Below are 19,432 nucleotides of genomic sequence, written 5' to 3'. Positions count from 1 at the left end.
ATCAAAAGGTAAAAAATTGTATGAACAAAACAAACAAAATTAAGCTATTGCCTTTTATTTTCCGGCTGAAATACCATATTGTTCTATCATGACGTCATCAGCTAAAAACCATCAATCCGCAGGGGCAAAAAAGTCCCCCACGAAAGCCGGCAAGCAAAATATTGCAGCGGCAGCAACCGGGTCTATAGCAGACTGGGCAGCCGATATTAATAAGGCTGCCGAAAAGCCAGTCAAAAAACCGGTAAAGGCCAAAAAAGCCTCGACAAAGGGGGCCCGTACAGCGCGCGGCACTTCGATTGGTGGCAAAGCGACAGCCAAGCAGCGTGCTGCGGCCGGCCTTAACCCCGTGGCCGGACTTGATGTCGGGCTTGAAGACGCGTCAAAAATTTCCACCGGCGGTGCAACGGCGACCGTCGAGGCATTGTCCAAGCTCATTTCTTCAGGAAATCCGCTGTTTAAAAACGGCAAATTGTGGACGCCACATCGCCCTGTCCGTCCGGAAAAATCGGAAGGCGGGATTCCGTTCAAAATGGAGACATCGTTTCTTCCTTCCGGCGATCAGCCAACCGCGATCAAAGACCTTGTGGAAGGCATCAAAAATGGTGACCGCACACAGGTTTTACTCGGTGTGACCGGCTCGGGTAAAACTTATACAATGGCGAAAGTTATCGAAGAAACACAACGCCCTGCCCTTATCCTTGCACCGAACAAAACTCTGGCAGCACAACTTTATGGCGAGTTCAAGAATTTCTTCCCGCACAATGCCGTAGAATATTTCGTTTCCTATTATGATTATTATCAGCCGGAAGCCTATGTGCCGCGTTCCGACACCTATATCGAAAAGGAATCGTCGATCAATGAACAGATAGACCGGATGCGCCATGCGGCAACCCGTGCGGTTCTTGAACGTGATGATGTTATTATCGTCGCGTCTGTTTCCTGCATTTACGGTATCGGTTCGGTTGAAACCTATACGGCAATGACATTCCAGATGCAGGTGGGCGACCATCTCGACCAGCGCCAGCTTCTCGCTGACCTTGTTGCGCAGCAATATCGCCGGCAGGACATTAATTTCGTGCGCGGCTCGTTCCGGGTGAGAGGCGACACAATCGAGATTTTCCCTGCCCACCTGGAAGATCGCGCATGGCGCATTTCCTTGTTCGGTGACGAGATTGATGCAATTACCGAATTCGACCCGTTGACGGGGCAAAAAACCGGTGATCTGAAATCGGTTAAAATTTACGCCAATTCGCACTATGTTACGCCGCGTCCGACACTTAATCAGGCCATCAAATCCATAAAAATAGAGCTTCGTGACCGTCTGGCCGAATTGAACAAGGCAGGACGTCTGCTTGAAGCCCAAAGGCTTGAGCAGCGCACCACATTCGATCTTGAAATGCTGGAAGCCACCGGTAGTTGTGCGGGCATTGAAAATTATTCGCGTTATTTGACAGGTCGGCAACCGGGTGAACCGCCGCCAACCATGTTTGAATATATCCCCGATAATGCCATAATCTTTACCGATGAAAGCCATGTCACCATTCCGCAAATCGGTGGCATGTATCGCGGAGACTTCCGCCGTAAAGCAACATTGGCCGAATATGGTTTCAGGCTTCCTTCCTGCATGGATAACCGTCCTTTGCGTTTCGAGGAATGGGACGCCATGCGCCCCCAAACCATTGCTGTTTCGGCAACGCCGGGGGCTTGGGAAATGGAACAGGCGGGCGGCGTTTTTGCCGAACAGGTCATTCGCCCGACAGGGTTGATAGACCCTCCGGTAGAAGTGCGCCCTGCCCGCAATCAGGTTGACGATGTGCTTGGTGAAATCCGCAAAACCACAGAACAAGGCTACCGTAGTCTGGTAACGGTTCTTACCAAACGTATGGCGGAAGATTTGACCGAATATCTTCATGAACAGGGTATCCGTGTTCGTTATATGCATTCCGACATTGATACATTGGAAAGAATCGAGATTATACGCGATTTGCGTCTGGGCGCATTCGATGTGCTTGTGGGCATCAACCTGTTGCGTGAAGGCCTTGATATTCCGGAATGCGGGTTTGTTGCTATTCTTGACGCCGACAAGGAAGGGTTTTTGCGTTCGGAAACGTCGCTTATCCAGACTATCGGCCGTGCTGCAAGAAATGTCGATGGCCGCGTTATCCTTTATGCCGATAACAAAACCGGCTCGATGGAAAGAGCGCTGGCTGAAACAGAACGCCGTCGCGAGAAACAGCAGGCTTATAATATCGAACACCACATTACGCCATCAAGCGTGAAGAAGAACATTGCCGATATTCTCGACTCGGTTTACGAGCGCGACCATGTTCGTGCCGATATTTCCGAATTTGCCGAGGCTGGCAATATGGTTGGCAACAACCTTGCTGCCCATATCGAACATCTGGAAAAATTGATGCGCGACGCGGCTGCCGATCTTGATTTCGAGGAAGCGGCAAAATTGCGCGACGAGATCAAGCGCTTACAGCAGACGGAGCTTGCTATTTCCGATGATCCGTTGACCCGCAATGTCGAGAAGACAATCGAGAGTGGCGAACTGTCGCGAGACAAAGCCAATAAAAAGGGACTTTTCGCCAAACCCGACCTTGACCATATGGGGCCGAATATGGATGTCGGGATTCTCCAACCAAACCCGAAAAACGGAAAGTTCAGAAAAAATACGCTTGATGAAATGACCGTAAAACGTACCGAAGTCCCGCTCGGTGAAAGTGCAAAACCGATCAAGCGCGAACGTATTGGTTTGGGTTCTTTCGAAGACCCTGTGGAAGTTGCACGCAAACGGCGTCGTCCCGGAAAAACCGGAAGGCCGGGGCGTTAAGCGCCCTTGGCCTCTTCTCCTACACGAGTAGGCATAGTACCGAGAGGGTGAATTCTTGTGTAAATCTTTCCTTTTGCCACTTTGAACAGCCGCTTACCGTGAAAAATATTTTAAAAAAAAATGAAAAACGCATTTATCGTATAATTAGATCGATTTAAAGAATTGGATAATTCTTCATAAGAAAAGGCATAATTATACTTATTTTTTATCAAATTTGATTGGGACGTTTTTGATCTCCCGCGCTTTTTCATGTGAAAAATATAATTATCCGTATGATTTCATTATATATTTTATTCTGTTCAAAAATTCCGGAAATAAAAACAATTGTTTGAAATTGATTTCGGTCCTGCATCATCGCTGTTGATACGGGTTTTTAGAAAAGCGCTCAAATTAAAACGCTTCTTTTTTCCTGTTTCAGAGCTCAAAAAGCGCAATTATCGGTAAAACAAGTGGATAAAACCGGACAAGCTTTACGACTTTTTAAAAGTGCAAATCGCCTCTCTTGATGGTTTCATAACGATTTAAAAAACGGGTATGGAACTGCGTCTCTTTATGTTTAGACGAATTTTAAACTGTTAATTTCAATCAATTTAAAGAATAAATCCAAAAAACTCTTGCAAATTTCAAGAATTTAATACAATCTATGCGGGTTCGGGCATTTTACGAACATTGGAAGACTATTAACAGGCGTGCCAAAACCGCTATAAGTTTTGGGCTGGTAACAACCGGATTTCCGGTAAAACCGGAGCCACTTTGCCAATAGAAATATTGGTTTCAATTGGTAACCGTCGGTTGCAAGCTGGTAAATAGAGTGCTTTCCAGACTTCAAGAACTGCCTGCATGAGCCGTTTTGCGCATGGTGTGTGGGGCGGCGTTTATTATGAAACCTGTTGCGACAGGTAACTGAATGAGGAAACATTCTATGGCACAGACCGGGGAAGTAAAGTTTTTTAACAACGATAAAGGTTTCGGGTTCATCAAGCCGGATGATGGTGGCGCTGATATTTTCGTGCACATCTCGGCCGTTCAGGCTTCGGGTTTGACTGGACTTACCGACGCACAGAAGGTGTCATTCGACACCGAGCCTGACCGTCGTGGCAAAGGTCCGAAAGCGGTCAATATCACAGTTATCGGATGAACCCGGACCGTTCATCCATTAAACCGGGTCTCGCGATCCGGTTTTTTTTTGACAAATTTTCTGTAACAAAAAAATATAAATTGTGATGGAAAAAAATGTTAAATATCTTATTTACCATAAGAAAGTCACAAGCAGCGTTCAGGCTGCGTTCAGAAAATGAGACATAGAATTGTTTTCATGAACCGAATTCAAAGGAGTTCAACCATGAAAAATTTTGCAAAATTGGCAATGCTTTCTGCCGTATCGGCAGTGATGGTTGTGGCCCCGCTTGCTGGCGCATCAGCACATGACCACTATTGGGGTGGTCCGGGTTATTGGGGTGGTCCGCGTTATTGGGATCACCACCATCATCATCACGATCACGGAGACGCAGTTGCCGCCGGTGTCGTCGGCCTTGCAGCCGGTGCGCTGATTGGCAGCGCCTTGTCGCAACCGTCACAACCTCAGGTCATTTATCAGGCTCCGCCCCCGCCTCCGGCCTATTATCCGGCAGCACCAAGATATTATGCACCTGCCCGTCCCTATTATCCGCCGGCACCTGCCGCTTACAAACCGATTTATCAGCCTTGGACACCGGGTTGGCGCGCCTATTGCTCGCACAAATACCGCTCGTTCAATCCGCGGACAGGAACATATCGTGGCGTTGATGGTCTCAACCATTTTTGTAACGCCAATTGATTTGACGGCATCCGATTAAAGGAAAATACCCGGCCTCGCGTCGGGTATTTTTTTACCCCTCTTCGAAACAATGCTTGAACTCGAGATAATGCCTGATAAACAGCATCAATTCGACCGCACCTCCCAAGCAGATGAAGTTATAATTTTTAACCGAAAAGGCATCAACCGTTCAATCAATCGCTTGAAGGCCTCTGGAATGATTGAATGCGGGCGCGAGTAAACGCGGGATATTTTCCGCCATCAAATGATTACCGATGGCGCCGAGTGCCTATTTCTATATGACACGCCTATTTCTATGAGTCCTATGGCACCAAAGGACATAGCAAGTGCAATAGCACTTGCTATTTGATCTTGAAGCGAGGACTGTTTCACATCTCACATATCTTGTAAGAACGGATTATGGCGTTTTTCTTCGCCGATCGTGCCCATTTCACCGTGCCCGCTGATGAACACAACATCATCCCCCAATGGCAAAACCTTTTCTTTCAACGAGCGCATAAGATCCGGATAGGAACAAAAGGGAAAATCTGTCCTGCCGATCGAATTATGAAAAAGCACATCGCCGACGAAGGCCAATTTTGCTTCTTTATTGAAATAGATGACGTGACCGGGTGCATGACCGGGTGTGTGGAAGACTTCGAATTTATGGCCACCACAATCCACAACATCACCTTCTTTAAGCCAATGGTCGGGAACACAATTACGCACGTCTTTCATTCCATAATCCCGCGCTGTGATAACCAGATTTTCCATGAGCGGTTTATCGGCAATATTGGAACCGTAGATTTGAACACCAAGAGCTTCCTTGGCCTCCATCGCTCCGCCTGCATGGTCGACATGGGCGTGGGTGATCCATATGGCTTCAACATGGACGCCAGTCTCTTTTATTGCATGGGCGACATTCGGCCAATCACCACCGGGATCAACCAGCACGCCACGCATTGTTTCACCATCATAAAGGAGAGTGCAATTTTGCCGGAACACAGTGACCGGTATGATTGTTGCTTTCAAGTTTCCCATTCAATTACTTTCGACAATCGGTTGCAGGAATTTTAAATTTATATCGACTTCAAGCTTTAGAATATCAAGAACTATAACGGGACAGCCCAAAACACCTCTCGCCTGTCTTCCCGACCGATTATCTATATTTTGCCTTTAACAGTACCGTGCGGGCGCTTCACAGTTTCGAGCCTTTCCAAACATGACAAAAGCGATTTTAAAAGCCAACGGCGAATGGTAGGTGAAGACATAATCATCGTTTTTTGAAATTCGTTACTGAACAGCCTTCTTTCCCTCCCGCCCCTCTTACCAAAGAAATTCACATAAAAAAGAAGTCGGACCACGCAACGCGAAATTTATAGACTTGCAATCGTTTTTGGCCTGTCACGTAAAAGCCTAAAATTGGGAGCAATAAAAAGCCGGTTCTCTCGACAGAGGCGGATTCTTCCGATAAACTCTTTTCAATTCGGATAGGTAAAAATGACAGAACAAACAACAAAGCTTTCTGATGACGCCCCCCATCTTCTGGTTATTGATGATGATACGCGTATACGCAGCCTTTTGTCGCAATATCTTGTCCAGAACGGTTTTCGTGTCTCGGTTGCTGCAAACGCTGATGACGCACGCCGCAAATTAGCCGGACTTGATTTTGACCTTTTGATTGTCGATGTCATGATGCCGGGTGAAAACGGCATTTCGCTGACGCGGTCACTACGCCAGACAAAAACCGTGCCCATTCTCATGCTTACAGCTTTATCTGAAACTGATAGCCGTATTGACGGGCTTGAGGCGGGTGCTGATGATTATCTGCCAAAACCGTTCGACCCGCGCGAACTTTTACTGCGCGTCAATGCTATTTTGCGTCGCGGTAATACCAATGGACAGCCGAAGATAGAGCAACTGGTTTTTGGACCCTATACATTTTCGATTGCCAAGAAAGAACTGAAAAAATCCGGCGAAGTCATAAAGCTCACAGATCGCGAACAGGAAATTATGTCAATCTTTGCCGAACATGCGGGCACAACCATTCCGCGCCACAAACTCGCCACCGGTGAAGGAGAAGTTGGTGAACGCACAATTGACGTGCAGATCAACCGGTTGCGCCGCAAAATCGAAAAAGACCCTGCCAATCCGGTTTATTTGCAAACGGTGCGCGGCGTCGGTTACAAACTTTCAATCGAGTAGGATGATCAATGGCCGGGCCTATCAATAGTTTTGGGCGTTGGCTGGCAAAAAAAATGCCAAAGCGCCTTTATGCGCGCTCGCTCATCATCATCATTGCGCCAATGGTGTTGTTGCAATCGGTTATTGCCTATGTTTTCATGGAACGGCATTGGCAGATGGTAACCGAACGCCTGTCTACGGCCGTTGTTCGTGATATTTCCGCCATTATCGACATTATCGAAACCTATCCGCAAGACGATAATTACAACAATATTACGCGCATTGCCCAGCAACGCATGGGGCTTAACATATCAATATTGCCGCCCGAACCATTACCACCCCCCGGCCCGAAACCTTTCTTTGCTATTCTCGATTATTTCTTAAGTGAAGAAATCACCCGCCAGATCAACCGCCCGTTCTGGATTGACACAGTGGGAGATTCCGACCTTGTGGAAATCCGCATCCGGCTTGATAACCATGTCTTGCGCGTATTTGCCATGCGCTCGCAAGCCTATGCATCAAACACCGGTATTTTCTTGAGCTGGATGGTTGGCACAGCGCTTGTTTTATTGATTATTGCTATTTTCTTTTTAAGAAACCAGATCAAACCGATCCAGCAGCTGGCCGCTGCGGCCGATAGTTTCGGGCGCGGCCTGCCTTTACCGGAAGGGTTCGAACCGAGAGGTGCAGAAGAAGTGCGCCGTGCAGGCACTGCATTTTTGCGCATGCGCAAGCGCATTGAACGCCAGATTGAGCAACGCACAATGATGCTTTCCGGTGTCAGCCATGATTTGCGCACCATTTTAACCCGCTTCAAATTACAACTGGCTTTGGCAAAGGGAAGCTTCGATACAACGCCCCTTGAACAGGACGTGGCCGACATGCAGAACATGCTGGAAGGTTATCTTGCCTTTGCCCGTGGCGAGGGAACCGAAAATGTCGGCGAGCTCGACTTGAGCGAATTGATGAAGACCCTTCAAAAGGATGCGAAACTGCGCGATCGCGGCTTTGTCTATCACATGGAAGGATCGCCTCTCGTACAATTGAAACCGAAGGCTTTTTCAAGGCTTGTCAGCAATCTTGTCTCGAACAGTTTCCGTTATGCCAAAAACGTTGATGTGGCCATTGTCCATGGTGACGATGACCTCGTCATCATTATCGATGATGATGGGCCGGGAATTCCTGCCAATATGCGAGAGGAAGTGTTCAAGCCGTTCTTCCGGCTTGATGAAGCACGCAATCAGGATGCCAGTGGCACAGGCCTTGGCCTTTCGATTGCACAGGATATTGCCCGCAGCCACGGCGGCAATATTGTACTGGATGATAGCCCGACCGGCGGCTTGCGCGTCATTGTTGAAATTCCTCTCTAGCGCCCGATATGAATAAGAACAGGCATTTCATTTCGAAACAGTCTTGAAGAAAGTGAGATCAGCTTTCTTGTACTGTTTCAATCTTATGTATCTGTTCTTTTCAGAAAGGAAATCATCATGCCAGCACGTTCCAAAGTCCAGCAGAAGGCAGCCGGAGCAGCCCTCGCGGCCAAACGCGGCAAAAGACCGGTCAGCTCTTTGCAGGGGGCTTCCAAAAAAATGGAACAATCCATGACAGAAGACGAGCTTGAAGATTTTGCTTCGACCAAGCTCAAGGATTTGCCTGATAACATCGGCAAAAAATCAAAAAAATAAGAAGCGGCACGTCGTTGTCACGCTTTGACTCGAGCTTATCAGGAAATAATGGCTATCTGAGAATAGAAGCTCGGGCTTGGCTTCAGCCTGACGGGCAAAAAACCGTTTGCGCAACTATTTTCTATTGCCCGCTTGTGAACACGTGATGCCAGCGGTGTCGGGAAGAACTTGTCGCACCAGCAACTTAAAATTATTCCTTGACGACCAAATTAATATTTTTATCAGTGACGAAGGCCGTTTGCGCCTGTCATTAAACGTTCCTTGTTAATGACAGGCCACGCGTACCCTGAAGAGCGGTTCATATGCCGTTCGGCAGTGGTTACTGATGGCAGGCTTGTTTAGCAATGACTGGAACCGTTTGCCCGCAAACCACTTATCCTTGAGCCACTCATCCTTACATTCGAATGCAGTTACAGATGGTAAAAGCAGTTATTTTCGAAGCGCTGATAGGAAAAATTGGCAAACGGAAAATGTAGCGACTGATTTTTTAAAGCGCCCCAAAGACACTAAACCATCACCGCATTCGATCAATCGTTGTGCTATGCCGATCATTGACCTTCGACCATCATCACAAAGTGTAATCGGTTCACTCGGCCACAAGCAACAATGCTAATGGTTCAAGTGTTGGTCATTCAAGTGGCACGGTTGGCTGGGTTAACCCGCTTCGCATTGCAAAAATCCGATGCATTGATGCTTCTAGAATATACGTCCGCCGACAGGAACTTCTTTTGATGGCTCGAGAAGCACGACATCACCGTTTTCATCCGGCAGACCGAGAGTGAGAACTTCCGACATGAACGGGCCGATCTGGCGCGGCGGAAAATTGACAACGCATAGAACTTCACGACCGACAAGCTCGTCGAGCTTGTAATGCACAGTTATCTGGGCTGATGAAAGTTTGACGCCAATCTCTTTGCCGAAATCGATTTTGAGCTTATAAGCAGGTTTACGTGCTTCAGGAAAAGCCTTCGCTTCGATAATTTTCCCGACACGGATATCAACCTTTAAAAAATCATCAAAACTGATTTCTGCCACCTTACAAACTCCTTGTACTGCCTGCCAAACACTTTATCCGATTAGGCATTTCCCTTTGTTTCGAACAAAGCAAATTGCAGTGCATTTTCTGCTGAAAGGGAAGACCACGCCACCATCTGGAAAGCGCTATAATGCGTTTCGCAAACATCAAGAGCATTGACAAGCAGGTTTTCCACTTGTGCGTTCGACGGATGCAAGCCACCCGAAAGCAACAATGCCTGCCGGAAAATGACCGACGAAGAATCTTCCCAGAAATCAAAATGCCCCATCAGCAATTTTTCGTTGATTGCCAGAACCAGTTTGAGAAGTTCTTTTCGTCTTTGTTGCGAAACAGACATATCGAATGCACAGGCAAGATGCAGTGCTTCCTGATTTTCCATCCACGAGAACGCAATATGGTAAGTCGCCCAATGGCCCTCGACACAAATTGTTATTTCGTCTTCGGCCGTTCTTTCAAATGACCAATCATGACCATTGGCTACCTGCTCGATCAAATCGACAGGGTGGCGATCCCGTTCCAAGTTGCCTACGGCAAGCCTCATTTCATTCCTCAATTCCAAAAGCGCATTTCCGCAAGAAAAATTCCGGCGAAAAATACCACCCGTGCGTTGCCACACGGTTCAAGTTACCCGCAAAAATCATAAACGCATAAAACGCACAACAACTGCATAAAACGCAAATATTGCCATTTGTTCTGTTTCGGCTTCTTTGCGAATCATCTTTAATTTTCAGTGTATTGATCTAAATTGCGAACGCTAGTCCCCCTGATTCAAAAAGCTGTTCAAGAATAAAAAAACGGGCCGGAGACAAAAGTCCGACCCGTCCTAACAGATTCTGGATTAAGCGTTTTTCTGACTTATTCACAGCCAATAAAAACTGGGGATTATTTTTTCTTTTCGTGCTCTTCTTGTGAAGTCGAAGCGGTTTTTGCCTTCGAACCCGATTTGTTTTCCTGTTTATCCAGACGTTTTTTCAGTTCCTCGACTTCTTCGCGTGCTTTGGCGGCCATTTCCTTGACAACCTCGAACTCGTCACGATGAACAAAATCGAATTTATTGAGAACACGTTCCGCCTGGGCACGAAAAGCGGTTTCGGCTTCTTTGCGCACGCCCTGTGCAGCACCGGCTGCATCGGTCATCAACTTTGCAAGTTCATCAAGAACACGATTGGGTCCATTATTCATTTGGCCTATCCTTTTTAAAACTATTTAGACGCCCATTAAAAAATCAATTCAGGCTAACATATAGAACATTTTTTTAAAATGAGGATAGGCGATTTGTCATCTCTTTGTCCCCACATCGCAAAACATAAACATAAAAGCACTTTTTAGCTAAAAAACATAAAAGCTTTTAACCGCATGATTTTAGAGCCTAAGTTGCAACCGTCCTTTACGCCACTTCCTATAGTTTTAGATTTTTTTAATAGCTGACAATTGACTTTACAAGCAATAGAGGGTTGACCGAAACCCGTTCCTCGGTCATCTTCGGCTGCAAAAATTCAGGATTGAATAGTTTGTCATGAACGATTTGCCCAACTGTCCCGCTATTGCATTTCCCGATTTTCTCAATCCGATCATTGTAGAAATCGGACCGGTTGCACTTCATTGGTACGGCCTTGGCTATGTTATCGGTATCCTTTTTGCCTGGTGGTATGGCACCTTTTTGTTAAAACACAAATCGCTCTGGTACAATGAAACCCCGCCAATAACCCCGCAATTATTGGGTGATTTTGTGGTTTGGGCAGCTATCGGCGTTGTCGTTGGCGGGCGTCTCGGGCAGGTTTTATTCTGGGACCCGCAATATTATTTCAGCCATCCGGCGGAAATCATTGCCGTCTGGGATGGCGGCATGGCCTTTCATGGCGGGCTGATCGGCACCATTATCGCCATGATCTGGTTTGCCGTAAAACACAAAATCGGCATTTGGACAATGTTTGATACAATCGCTGCGGGTGTGCCTGTCGGCCTTGGTGTGGTGCGCATTTGTAACTTTATCAATCAGGAGCTATGGGGCAACGTGACAAATGTTCAATGGGCAGTCTGTTTTCCGCGTGATCCCGATTATCTTCCCCGCCACCCGAGCCAGATTTATGAAGCGCTGATGGAAGGGCTCATATTGTTTATCGTGCTTGCCATTCTTGTTTTTGCATTCAAAGCCTTGCGCAAGCCCGGCATTGTTTCAGGCACCTTCATTTTCGGCTATGGTATAGCACGCATGATTTCGGAAATATTCCGCGTACCCGGTGAAGATCCGGAATGGTTCAGCAGTGTTTTTTCCAACACCGGCGTTACCTATGGCATGGCATTGTCGCTTCCCATGGTGCTATTCGGCCTTTATGCCATTTGGCGGGCTTTCAAATACGCTCCAAAAAACAAGGCCGATCTTCATTCGATAAAAAACGATGGCTGATCTTAAAACAAAAATTTGCGAGTTGATTGCCCTTCAGGGACCGATGCGGGTGAGTACCTTCATGACACTGGCCTTGAGCGACGATCAAAACGGCTATTACAAACATGAAACACCGTTCGGTAAAGAAGGTGATTTTATTACCGCACCTGAAATAAGCCAGATGTTTGGCGAACTTATCGGTGTCTGGGTGATTGAAACTTTCAATCAGTTGAACAAACCGTCATCCTTCAGCCTTTGCGAGTTGGGACCGGGCCGCGGCACACTCATGCAGGATTTGTTGCGTGTTGTTGCAAAACTTTCGCCCGAATGTTTTAAAGCTTCGAAAGTGTTCATGGTCGAGACCTCCGACAAGCTTGTAGAAGCGCAAAAACAGGCTCTTTCTTCTTATAGTGATAAAATCCATTGGCTAAAGGATTTCGATAAACTTCCTGACAACCCACTCATTCTTGTAGCAAACGAATTTCTAGATGCTTTGCCGATTGACCAATTCGTCAAAATCGACGGTCAATGGCACGAACGGCTTATTGGAACAGACGACAACGATCAACTGGAGTTTGCCGTAGGTCACAATGTGCTTGATCGGAAAAATTTACCGAAGAAATATCAGGATTTGCCGGATGGTTCGGTCTTGGAGCTTTCGCCCGCAAGAATGCAATTTGTGGAACAGGTTTTAAAACATATTTCAACGGCGCGGGGCTCGGCACTGTTTATTGATTATGGCAGCACCGGTCTTCCCTATGGGGATACGTTACAGGCTATATCCCGTCACAAATTCAAAAATGTTTTTTCCGCTCCGGGAAAAGATGATTTGACCAGCCATGTCGATTTTTCTTCGTTAGAAATGGTTGCAAAACGCCACGGCATTCTATCAGGCGTCATCACACAAGGCGCATTTCTGACTGGCATGGGACTGATCGAGCGTGCAGGCCAACTCGGCGCCAATAAAAGCCCGACCGTACAGGAAAAAATTCGCCTTGATGTTGAAAGATTGGCAGCTCCCGAAGAAATGGGAACACTTTTCAAAGTACTTTCCTTAAGCGATAGTAAAACAGGTCTTCACCGGTTGTTTACTGCCAATAATACTTCCCATAATTGACAACCGGTTTTGAAAACGCCACGATAAGCCGATAAAATAACAATGGTCGCTCACATGTTACTATCACCATCGCCTGTTTTTTCACCATCCCTTAAAGTTTTGGAAAAAGAAGGCATCCGCCACGCTTTTTTTACCCGTCAGGGCGGTGTATCACGCGGTATTTACGAGAGCTTGAACCTCGGGCGCGGCTCTAATGACGATAAAGAAAATATCGAAAAAAATCGCGCTATTGTTGCCGACTATATGGGGATAAAACCGGAAAACCTCGTTAATCTCTATCAAATCCATTCCCCGCATGCGTTGATCGTCAATGAACCGATAAAAGGCGAACGCCCCCGTGCCGATGCATTGGTGACCAACAAAAAGGGACTGGCGCTCGGCATTTTATCGGCAGATTGCGGACCGGTGCTGTTTGCCGACCCGAAAGCCCATGTGATCGGCGCTGCCCACGCCGGTTGGCGGGGTGCTCTTGCCGGTGTTGTCGAAAACACCGTTGCGGCAATGGAAACATTGGGTGCAAAACGGAATGATATTGTTGCAACATTAGGGCCGTCGATTGGCCCGAAACATTATGAAGTTGGCAAAGAATTTTATGAGACTTTTGTCAATGAATGTGCTTCATACGAGAAATTCTTTGTTCCATCCGGCCGTTTCGAGCATTTTTTCTTCAACCTTTGGGACTTCGTTCAAAACCGTCTTGATGATGCCGGCGTTCATGGCAATTGCCTGAAGCTTTGTACTTATGGTGACGAGAAAAGGTTTTTCTCCTATCGTCGCAAGACACATCGTGACGAGCCGGATTATGGCCGCCAGATATCGGTCATCACACTCGAATAAACTTGTTCCTGGTTGGGCCTGTGCTCGTTCGTTGGTGCGGGTTCAACGAATTCCAATTGTTGCATCAACCCCATTCTTAATCTTGTCTGGCTATTCCGTTTTTTCGGCCTCTGATGAAACGTCAGCATTCAACAATCAATTTTGCATCATTCGGACAAAGATTGGATAATGAAATTCCGTCGTTGGTTCCGGCCATTTTTCTGCTATGAGGCACCGGAAAATAAAGCAAGGCCTTTTAGCCGGCCTCAATAGCGACCAATCAAAAGCCGATTATTGGCACGGTCACGCCTGACCTTTATGATCGGGTTCGTTTTTAATGGTTGCATCGGTGCAAATCTTTTGTCTTTAAAGAAAATCCGTTTTTTAAAAATTCCGCGGTGAAACGCATCCGATTTTCCCCTCAAGCCGTTTAATGCGGATAATAACAGTTTGCTTTTCTACAGTTGATTATTCAATCATCATAGAAGTGAAGATCGTTTGCAACTTGTGAATATCATTTCATAAACGGTGCAAAAACAAAACAGTCAAATAGAAAAAGGCCGAAGTGACAATTTGAACCCTTGCAATCTGATAACAAAAAGTTAAAACCGCACGCAGAAAGTCTGTTTTCTTTAGAGCCAGAGGCCAAGCCATGAAACTTTTCTGCGGCAATTCCAACCCACGCCTTGCCGAAGACGTAACAAAATATCTCAACATTCCCATGGGTAAAGCAACGGTGAGACGCTTTGCCGATCAGGAAATTTTTGTTGAACTCCACGAAAATGTTCGCGGTGAAGATGTGTTCCTCATCCAGTCGACATCCTATCCCGCCAATGACCATTTGATGGAACTGCTCATTATGATTGATGCGGTTCGTCGTGCATCGGCACGCCGCATTACAGCCGTTATTCCTTATTTCGGTTACGCAAGACAAGACCGCAAACCCGGTCCAAGAACACCGATTTCGGCCAAGCTTGTTGCCAATCTTTTGACAGAAGCCGGTGCAAGCCGCGTTTTGACGCTTGATCTTCATGCCGGCCAGATACAAGGCTTTTTCGACATTCCGACCGATAATCTTTATGCGGTTCCCGTCATTGCACGCGATGTCAAAAACAACTATTCCCTCAAAAATGTTATGGTTGTTTCGCCGGATGTCGGTGGCGTGGTTCGCGCCCGTTCTCTTGCCAAACGTCTGGATTGCTTGCTTGCCATCGTCGACAAACGCCGCGAACGGCCGGGCGAATCGGAAGTTATGAATGTTATCGGTGACGTTTCAGGAAAAGATTGTCTTTTGCTTGATGATATTGTCGATTCCGGCGGCACACTTTGCAATGCAGCCGAAGCCCTTTTGAAAAAAGGCGCAAAAAGCGTCACCGCCTATATAACTCACGGCGTTCTTTCGGGCGGGGCTATTGCCCGCATCACTGCTTCAAAGCTTAAAGAACTGGTCATTACCAATTCTATTATGCCGACCCCCGCGGTCGAGCAGGCACCCAATATCCGTGTTCTGCCCATTTCCGACCTTATCGGCGAGGCTATTTCACGCACAGCTGCCGAACAATCGGTTTCAAGCCTGTTTGATTAAAAGTTTCATTTGTTAACGAAAAAAAGGGTCGCAGAATTTTTCCGCGGCCCTTTATCAAAACCGGACTGTTTGACCGGCTGAACTTTTTTCCGGTTCGTTAGCACTCTTTTTTCCGGTTCATTGCCATATTTTGTTAAACCGGTTTTGCCGGATAGTCCGGATATTCTTGCTTTGTCTCCAGCCTCTTCAGTTTGTTAAAATGCCGAGACTTTCTCCGGTAAGTCAAAAAGCTTGAAAAAACCTCTTCCCTTTTATCTCTCCCAAGCCTCCCGTCAGTTATTTTAAATTTCAATTTTTCATCCGTTAAAAGATTTTTAAGTGATGAAGAACAAACATCTGACGATATGCGACGCTGCTTCAAATAGAGCCCGTCATCATTCAAAATTTTCCCGTCCTCTTTTCGCCTTTGGTCATGAGAACTGACAATCGCCAAGCATTATTCACGATTTTCCCCCCACGACAAAACTTTGCTCGTCACCAAAATTTTTTTAAAAACAGTGCTGTCATAACTGCGCCTATCGTGCCCGTTTGCGACAAAACGAACAGCCGGAATAGCGACCAGAAATTTCTTCAAAAATCCTCGTTCTGAACTACAAAAAAAGATTGTCGACTGATTGGCAGCTTAAAAAATTGCTATTCTGCCGCATCTTCCCTGCTGACGAGATTATCGGGAGCTTCCGGATCTCCCGGTAATGTTTCAAGCCCGAGTTCGGGGAAAGCGGCAATGCGTTTGCCGCCGAAATCGGTTCTTACAACCAAAAGCCCGCGTTCTTCGAAATAGGTCAGAAGATGACGGGCACGGCTTAGCGAATGGGTGCCATAAAGGCGGGCAAGCGTTGCATCGGAAGGACATGGTTTGCCGCTTACCGCAGCTTCTGCGACATTCAAAAATACACCCTGAATATCATCCGTCAGCGTTTCGGAAAGCGCTAAAGCCTTTTGCCAGGTTTCACTTGCAGCCATATCTTCGTCAATAGCAGCCTGTGCTACAGCAAGCTTGCGCCTGAATTGGGCAAGATCAAGCGGTTCACCCTGAACACGATGAATTCGACAACGCACCAGAAAATCCTGATAAAGCACTGCAATCGAGCGGAAAGAGGCATCCTTGTCATCAACGATTTCGCGCAGCACCACATCAAGTTCGGCTTCGCGTTCATTTTCGTCAATTTCAGGAAAGAGGCTTTGGGCTTCTTGCGGCTCTTCCTGTTTCTGGCGCACCAGCTCTTCCAATAATTCATTGGTGGGTTTGGGAGGTGTCGGTGGCGGTGTACGGCGCACCGGCATAATCATTTCTTCAGGTGAAGGCGTAAAAATCAGGTCTTCGGCGTCGACCGGCGCTTGCGGCAAAGGAACAAGCTTCGGACTTGTCGAACGGGCAGCCGTTTCCACGGGGCCAATCACCACATGAAGCGGGCGACGCGACAAGGCCGGCCCTAAAGCTACAAAATGACCGCGTTCAAGATCGCGGAACATTTCCGCCTGACGGCGCTCCATACCTAACAGATCGGCAGCACGCGCCATATCAATGTCAAGAAATGTGCGCCCCATTAAAAAGTTGGAAGCTTCGGCGGCAACATTTTTTGCAAGCTTTGCAAGACGCTGGGTGGCAATAACACCGGCAAGTCCGCGTTTTCTGCCACGACACATGAGATTGGTCATGGCACCAAGCGAAAGCTTGCGCGCTTCGTCCGAAACATCACCAGCGGCAGCGGGTGCAAACAATTGCGCCTCGTCAACCACCACCAGAAGCGGATACCAATAATCGCGTTCAGCATCAAAAAGCCCGCCAAGAAAGGCCGCAGCAGCACGCATTTGCTGCTCGGTATCAAGCCCTTCCAGATTCAAAATGGCAGACACGCGATGCTGGCGCACACGCGCGGCAATACGTGTCAATTCGAGTTCGGTGCGTTGTGCTTCGACAACCACATGGCCGAACTTGTCGGCAAGCGTAACAAAATCGCCTTCAGGGTCGATCACGCATTGCTGAACCCAATGGGCACTTTGTTCAAGAAGCCTGCGCAACAAATGCGATTTTCCCGAGCCGGAATTGCCCTGTACCAATAAGCGGGTTGCCAATAATTCTTCAAGATCAAGGCTCGCCACTTTCGAGCCCTTGAGCGCTCCGCGTTCAAAGATGGTTCCGAGATTGATATCGACCGTCATTGCCGACCCATCACATGACAAATGGGATTTTGAAACAGAAATAGACCCGCTTTATAAAATGTGGTTGATTCTTTTTCCATGGTTCCTTTTACCATTTCCTTGCCGAAAGGTGGAAAAAACGTCATTTTTTCCCACAACTCTTGCAAGCTCGCAATCTTTCCATTATAGCACCCCAATCCGCGTCGACACCCTTGGAGGCAACGCGGAATGGATATAAGGGATAATCTTTGCCTTTTTCCATATTCATGTCAGGAGCTGTTGAAAGTTCCCCGCATGGATCTCCAATTTTTGAAAAGGACTTAAGCCATGAGTAAAGTTTACACACTCAAGGCCGAAGCACGCGAACGGGTTGGTAAGGGGTCCTCTCGTCACCTTCGCCGCAACGGTCTTGTTCCAGCAGTTATTTACGGCGATAAAAAGCCTGCACTTTCCATTGCCCTCCCCTATAAGGACATTTTTTACAAGATTCACGGTGGTGCATTCTTCACAACTATTGCCTCGATTGAAGTTGGCAACGAGAAGATTGAAGTTTTGCCGACCGATTTCCAGCTTGATCCGGTTCGTGACTTCCCGATGCACGTCGATTTCTTGCGTGTTACAGAAAAATCGGTTGTTCACGTCAATGTTCCTGTCCACTTCCTCAACGAGGAAGAAGCTCCCGGCATCAAGACCGGTGGCGTTTTGAACATTGTTCGTCACGAAGTCGAACTTGCAGTTCCGGCTCACCACATTCCGGAAGCTATCAAGGTTGATCTTACCGGTTTGGAAGTTGGTGATTCCGTCCACATTTCCGACATCAAGTTGCCGGAAGGTGTTACGCCGCTCATCAAAGACCGCGATTTCACCATTGCAACCATTGCAGCTCCTGTTGCATTGCCTGTCGAAGATGAAACACCGGCAACTGATGAAGCCACAGCAGCAACAGAAGAAACACCTGCTGAGACAACTGAAGAAAAAACTGAATAATTTTTTTAAAAAAAGGCGGGAAAATTTTTTCCGCCTTTCTTTCCAAATGAGGTTTATCCATGTTGCTTATTGCCGGTCTCGGCAATCCCGGTATCGAATATCAGGATAACCGGCACAATATCGGTTTTATGGCGGTTGACGAAATCAATCGCAAATACAAGTTCTCATCGTGGAATAAAAAGTTTAACGCACTTATTTCCAGTGGAACGATAGAAGGCGAAAAAGTCCTTCTCCTTAAACCTCAAACCTATATGAATCTTTCCGGTCAGGCGGTTGGCGAAGCGATGCGCTTTTATAAGCTACAACCGGAAAACATCATTGTCATTCACGATGAACTCGACCTTGTGCCGGGCAAATTGCGTGTCAAAACCGGTGGCTCCAGCGGCGGCCATAACGGCATCAAATCCATTGATGCCCATTGCGGCAATAATTACCGCCGCATTCGTATCGGCATCGGCCATCCCCCATCAAAGGAACAAGTGACAAACCACGTGCTCGGCAATTTCTCCAAAGCCGATCATGAATGGCTTGATCCCCTTCTCCAATCGCTGGCTGACAATCTCGGCTTGCTCGTAAACGGCAAAGACAGCCTGTTTATGAACCGGATTTCACTGGCGCATGAGGGAGAGGCCGAGAGCGAACACAAAACTGGTGGCGACAAGCCCAAAAGCCAAAGCCACATCCGGCAAGCCCGCCCGCATAAGGCAAAAGAGCTTCCTGCCACCGGCCCTATGGCCGACATGTTGAAAAAACTGTTCAAAAATAACGACTAGATCAATTCGCTTCACTCATCTGAAAGCAAATACACGCGATAAAATGTGCGGCTTGGCTTTATCCAAAAACTAAGCCAGTGACGCTGTTCA

Annotated in this window: 17 protein-coding genes; 12 read left to right on the top strand and 5 right to left on the bottom strand. The window is 47.2% G+C overall.

The annotated features are described in order from the left end of the window. Positions 1–88 precede the first annotated feature (88 nt). The 3 genes from uvrB to H3V12_RS01055 all read left to right on the top strand — a co-directional run bounded on the left by uvrB (position 89) and on the right by H3V12_RS01055 (position 4,652). The gene (uvrB, locus tag H3V12_RS01065) at positions 89–2,836 is read left to right on the top strand and encodes an excinuclease ABC subunit UvrB (protein WP_198212180.1); all 2,748 of its coding nucleotides are present in this window, start codon (positions 89–91) and stop codon (positions 2,834–2,836) included. Between the two features lie 922 nt (positions 2,837–3,758). Further along, positions 3,759–3,974 (top strand): cold-shock protein, encoded by a 216-nt coding sequence (locus H3V12_RS01060; RefSeq protein WP_075868883.1) that lies wholly within the window; start codon positions 3,759–3,761, stop codon positions 3,972–3,974. A gap of 204 nt (positions 3,975–4,178) precedes the next feature. Continuing rightward, positions 4,179–4,652: a BA14K family protein gene (locus H3V12_RS01055; RefSeq protein WP_075868885.1), complete on the top strand. Its 474-nt coding sequence runs from the start codon at positions 4,179–4,181 to the stop codon at positions 4,650–4,652. 375 nt (positions 4,653–5,027) lie between these two features. On the opposite strand, the gene H3V12_RS01050 is transcribed toward H3V12_RS01055, so the two are convergent. Then, positions 5,028–5,672 (bottom strand): MBL fold metallo-hydrolase, encoded by a 645-nt coding sequence (locus H3V12_RS01050; protein ID WP_198212178.1) that lies wholly within the window; start codon positions 5,670–5,672, stop codon positions 5,028–5,030. 459 nt (positions 5,673–6,131) lie between these two features. Between H3V12_RS01050 and H3V12_RS01045 the strand changes: the two genes are divergently transcribed. From H3V12_RS01045 to H3V12_RS01035, 3 genes are all read left to right on the top strand, one after another. After that, positions 6,132–6,836 carry a response regulator gene (locus H3V12_RS01045; RefSeq protein ID WP_198212176.1) on the top strand — a complete coding sequence of 235 codons (705 nt, stop codon included), beginning with the start codon at positions 6,132–6,134 and terminating at the stop codon, positions 6,834–6,836. Between the two features lie 8 nt (positions 6,837–6,844). Beyond that, positions 6,845–8,185, top strand: a complete 1,341-nt coding sequence (locus H3V12_RS01040) for an ATP-binding protein (protein WP_075868892.1) — start codon at positions 6,845–6,847, stop codon at positions 8,183–8,185. 117 nt (positions 8,186–8,302) lie between these two features. Next, positions 8,303–8,500, top strand: a complete 198-nt coding sequence (locus H3V12_RS01035; RefSeq protein ID WP_198212173.1) for a DUF3008 family protein — start codon at positions 8,303–8,305, stop codon at positions 8,498–8,500. Positions 8,501–9,196: 696 nt separating this feature from the next. On the opposite strand, the gene H3V12_RS01030 is transcribed toward H3V12_RS01035, so the two are convergent. From H3V12_RS01030 to H3V12_RS01020, 3 genes are all read right to left on the bottom strand, one after another. Beyond that, positions 9,197–9,535 carry a tRNA-binding protein gene (locus tag H3V12_RS01030; RefSeq protein WP_198212171.1) on the bottom strand — a complete coding sequence of 113 codons (339 nt, stop codon included), beginning with the start codon at positions 9,533–9,535 and terminating at the stop codon, positions 9,197–9,199. Positions 9,536–9,576: 41 nt separating this feature from the next. Then, positions 9,577–10,077, bottom strand: a complete 501-nt coding sequence (locus H3V12_RS01025) for a YbjN domain-containing protein (RefSeq protein WP_075869838.1) — start codon at positions 10,075–10,077, stop codon at positions 9,577–9,579. Positions 10,078–10,418: 341 nt separating this feature from the next. Then, positions 10,419–10,718, bottom strand: coding sequence for an accessory factor UbiK family protein (locus tag H3V12_RS01020; RefSeq protein ID WP_075868897.1), 300 nt, complete (start codon positions 10,716–10,718; stop codon positions 10,419–10,421). Positions 10,719–11,052: 334 nt separating this feature from the next. Between H3V12_RS01020 and lgt the strand changes: the two genes are divergently transcribed. The 4 genes from lgt (at position 11,053) to H3V12_RS01000 (ending at position 15,440) form a co-directional block, all read left to right on the top strand. Then, on the top strand, positions 11,053–11,943 hold the full coding sequence (lgt, locus tag H3V12_RS01015) for a prolipoprotein diacylglyceryl transferase (protein ID WP_198212169.1): 891 nt from the start codon (positions 11,053–11,055) through the stop codon (positions 11,941–11,943). Continuing rightward, positions 11,936–13,039 (top strand): class I SAM-dependent methyltransferase, encoded by a 1,104-nt coding sequence (locus tag H3V12_RS01010; RefSeq protein WP_198212167.1) that lies wholly within the window; start codon positions 11,936–11,938, stop codon positions 13,037–13,039. Before lgt ends, H3V12_RS01010 begins: the two co-directional genes overlap by 8 nt. Positions 13,040–13,093: 54 nt before the next feature. Continuing rightward, positions 13,094–13,876: a peptidoglycan editing factor PgeF gene (gene pgeF, locus H3V12_RS01005; protein ID WP_198212165.1), complete on the top strand. Its 783-nt coding sequence runs from the start codon at positions 13,094–13,096 to the stop codon at positions 13,874–13,876. Between the two features lie 631 nt (positions 13,877–14,507). After that, complete coding sequence (locus H3V12_RS01000; protein ID WP_075868906.1) at positions 14,508–15,440, top strand: ribose-phosphate pyrophosphokinase; 933 nt, start codon at positions 14,508–14,510, stop codon at positions 15,438–15,440. 633 nt (positions 15,441–16,073) lie between these two features. Here H3V12_RS01000 and H3V12_RS00995 read toward each other — a convergent pair. Then, positions 16,074–17,603 carry an ATP-binding protein gene (locus H3V12_RS00995; protein WP_198212163.1) on the bottom strand — a complete coding sequence of 510 codons (1,530 nt, stop codon included), beginning with the start codon at positions 17,601–17,603 and terminating at the stop codon, positions 16,074–16,076. 306 nt (positions 17,604–17,909) lie between these two features. Between H3V12_RS00995 and H3V12_RS00990 the strand changes: the two genes are divergently transcribed. Together H3V12_RS00990 and pth are read left to right on the top strand one after the other, a co-directional pair. After that, entirely contained in the window at positions 17,910–18,569 is a 660-nt protein-coding gene (locus H3V12_RS00990; protein ID WP_198212161.1) for a 50S ribosomal protein L25/general stress protein Ctc, read from the top strand. 59 nt (positions 18,570–18,628) lie between these two features. Beyond that, positions 18,629–19,342: an aminoacyl-tRNA hydrolase gene (gene pth / locus H3V12_RS00985; protein ID WP_198212159.1), complete on the top strand. Its 714-nt coding sequence runs from the start codon at positions 18,629–18,631 to the stop codon at positions 19,340–19,342. The last annotated feature ends 90 nt before the right edge of the window (positions 19,343–19,432 follow it).

This window comes from Bartonella sp. W8167 (genome assembly GCF_016100335.1).
Lineage (GTDB): Bacteria > Pseudomonadota > Alphaproteobacteria > Rhizobiales > Rhizobiaceae > Bartonella > Bartonella apis.
Note: the sequence above shows the minus strand (reverse complement) of the source record. Positions and strands in the feature narration are given on the sequence as shown.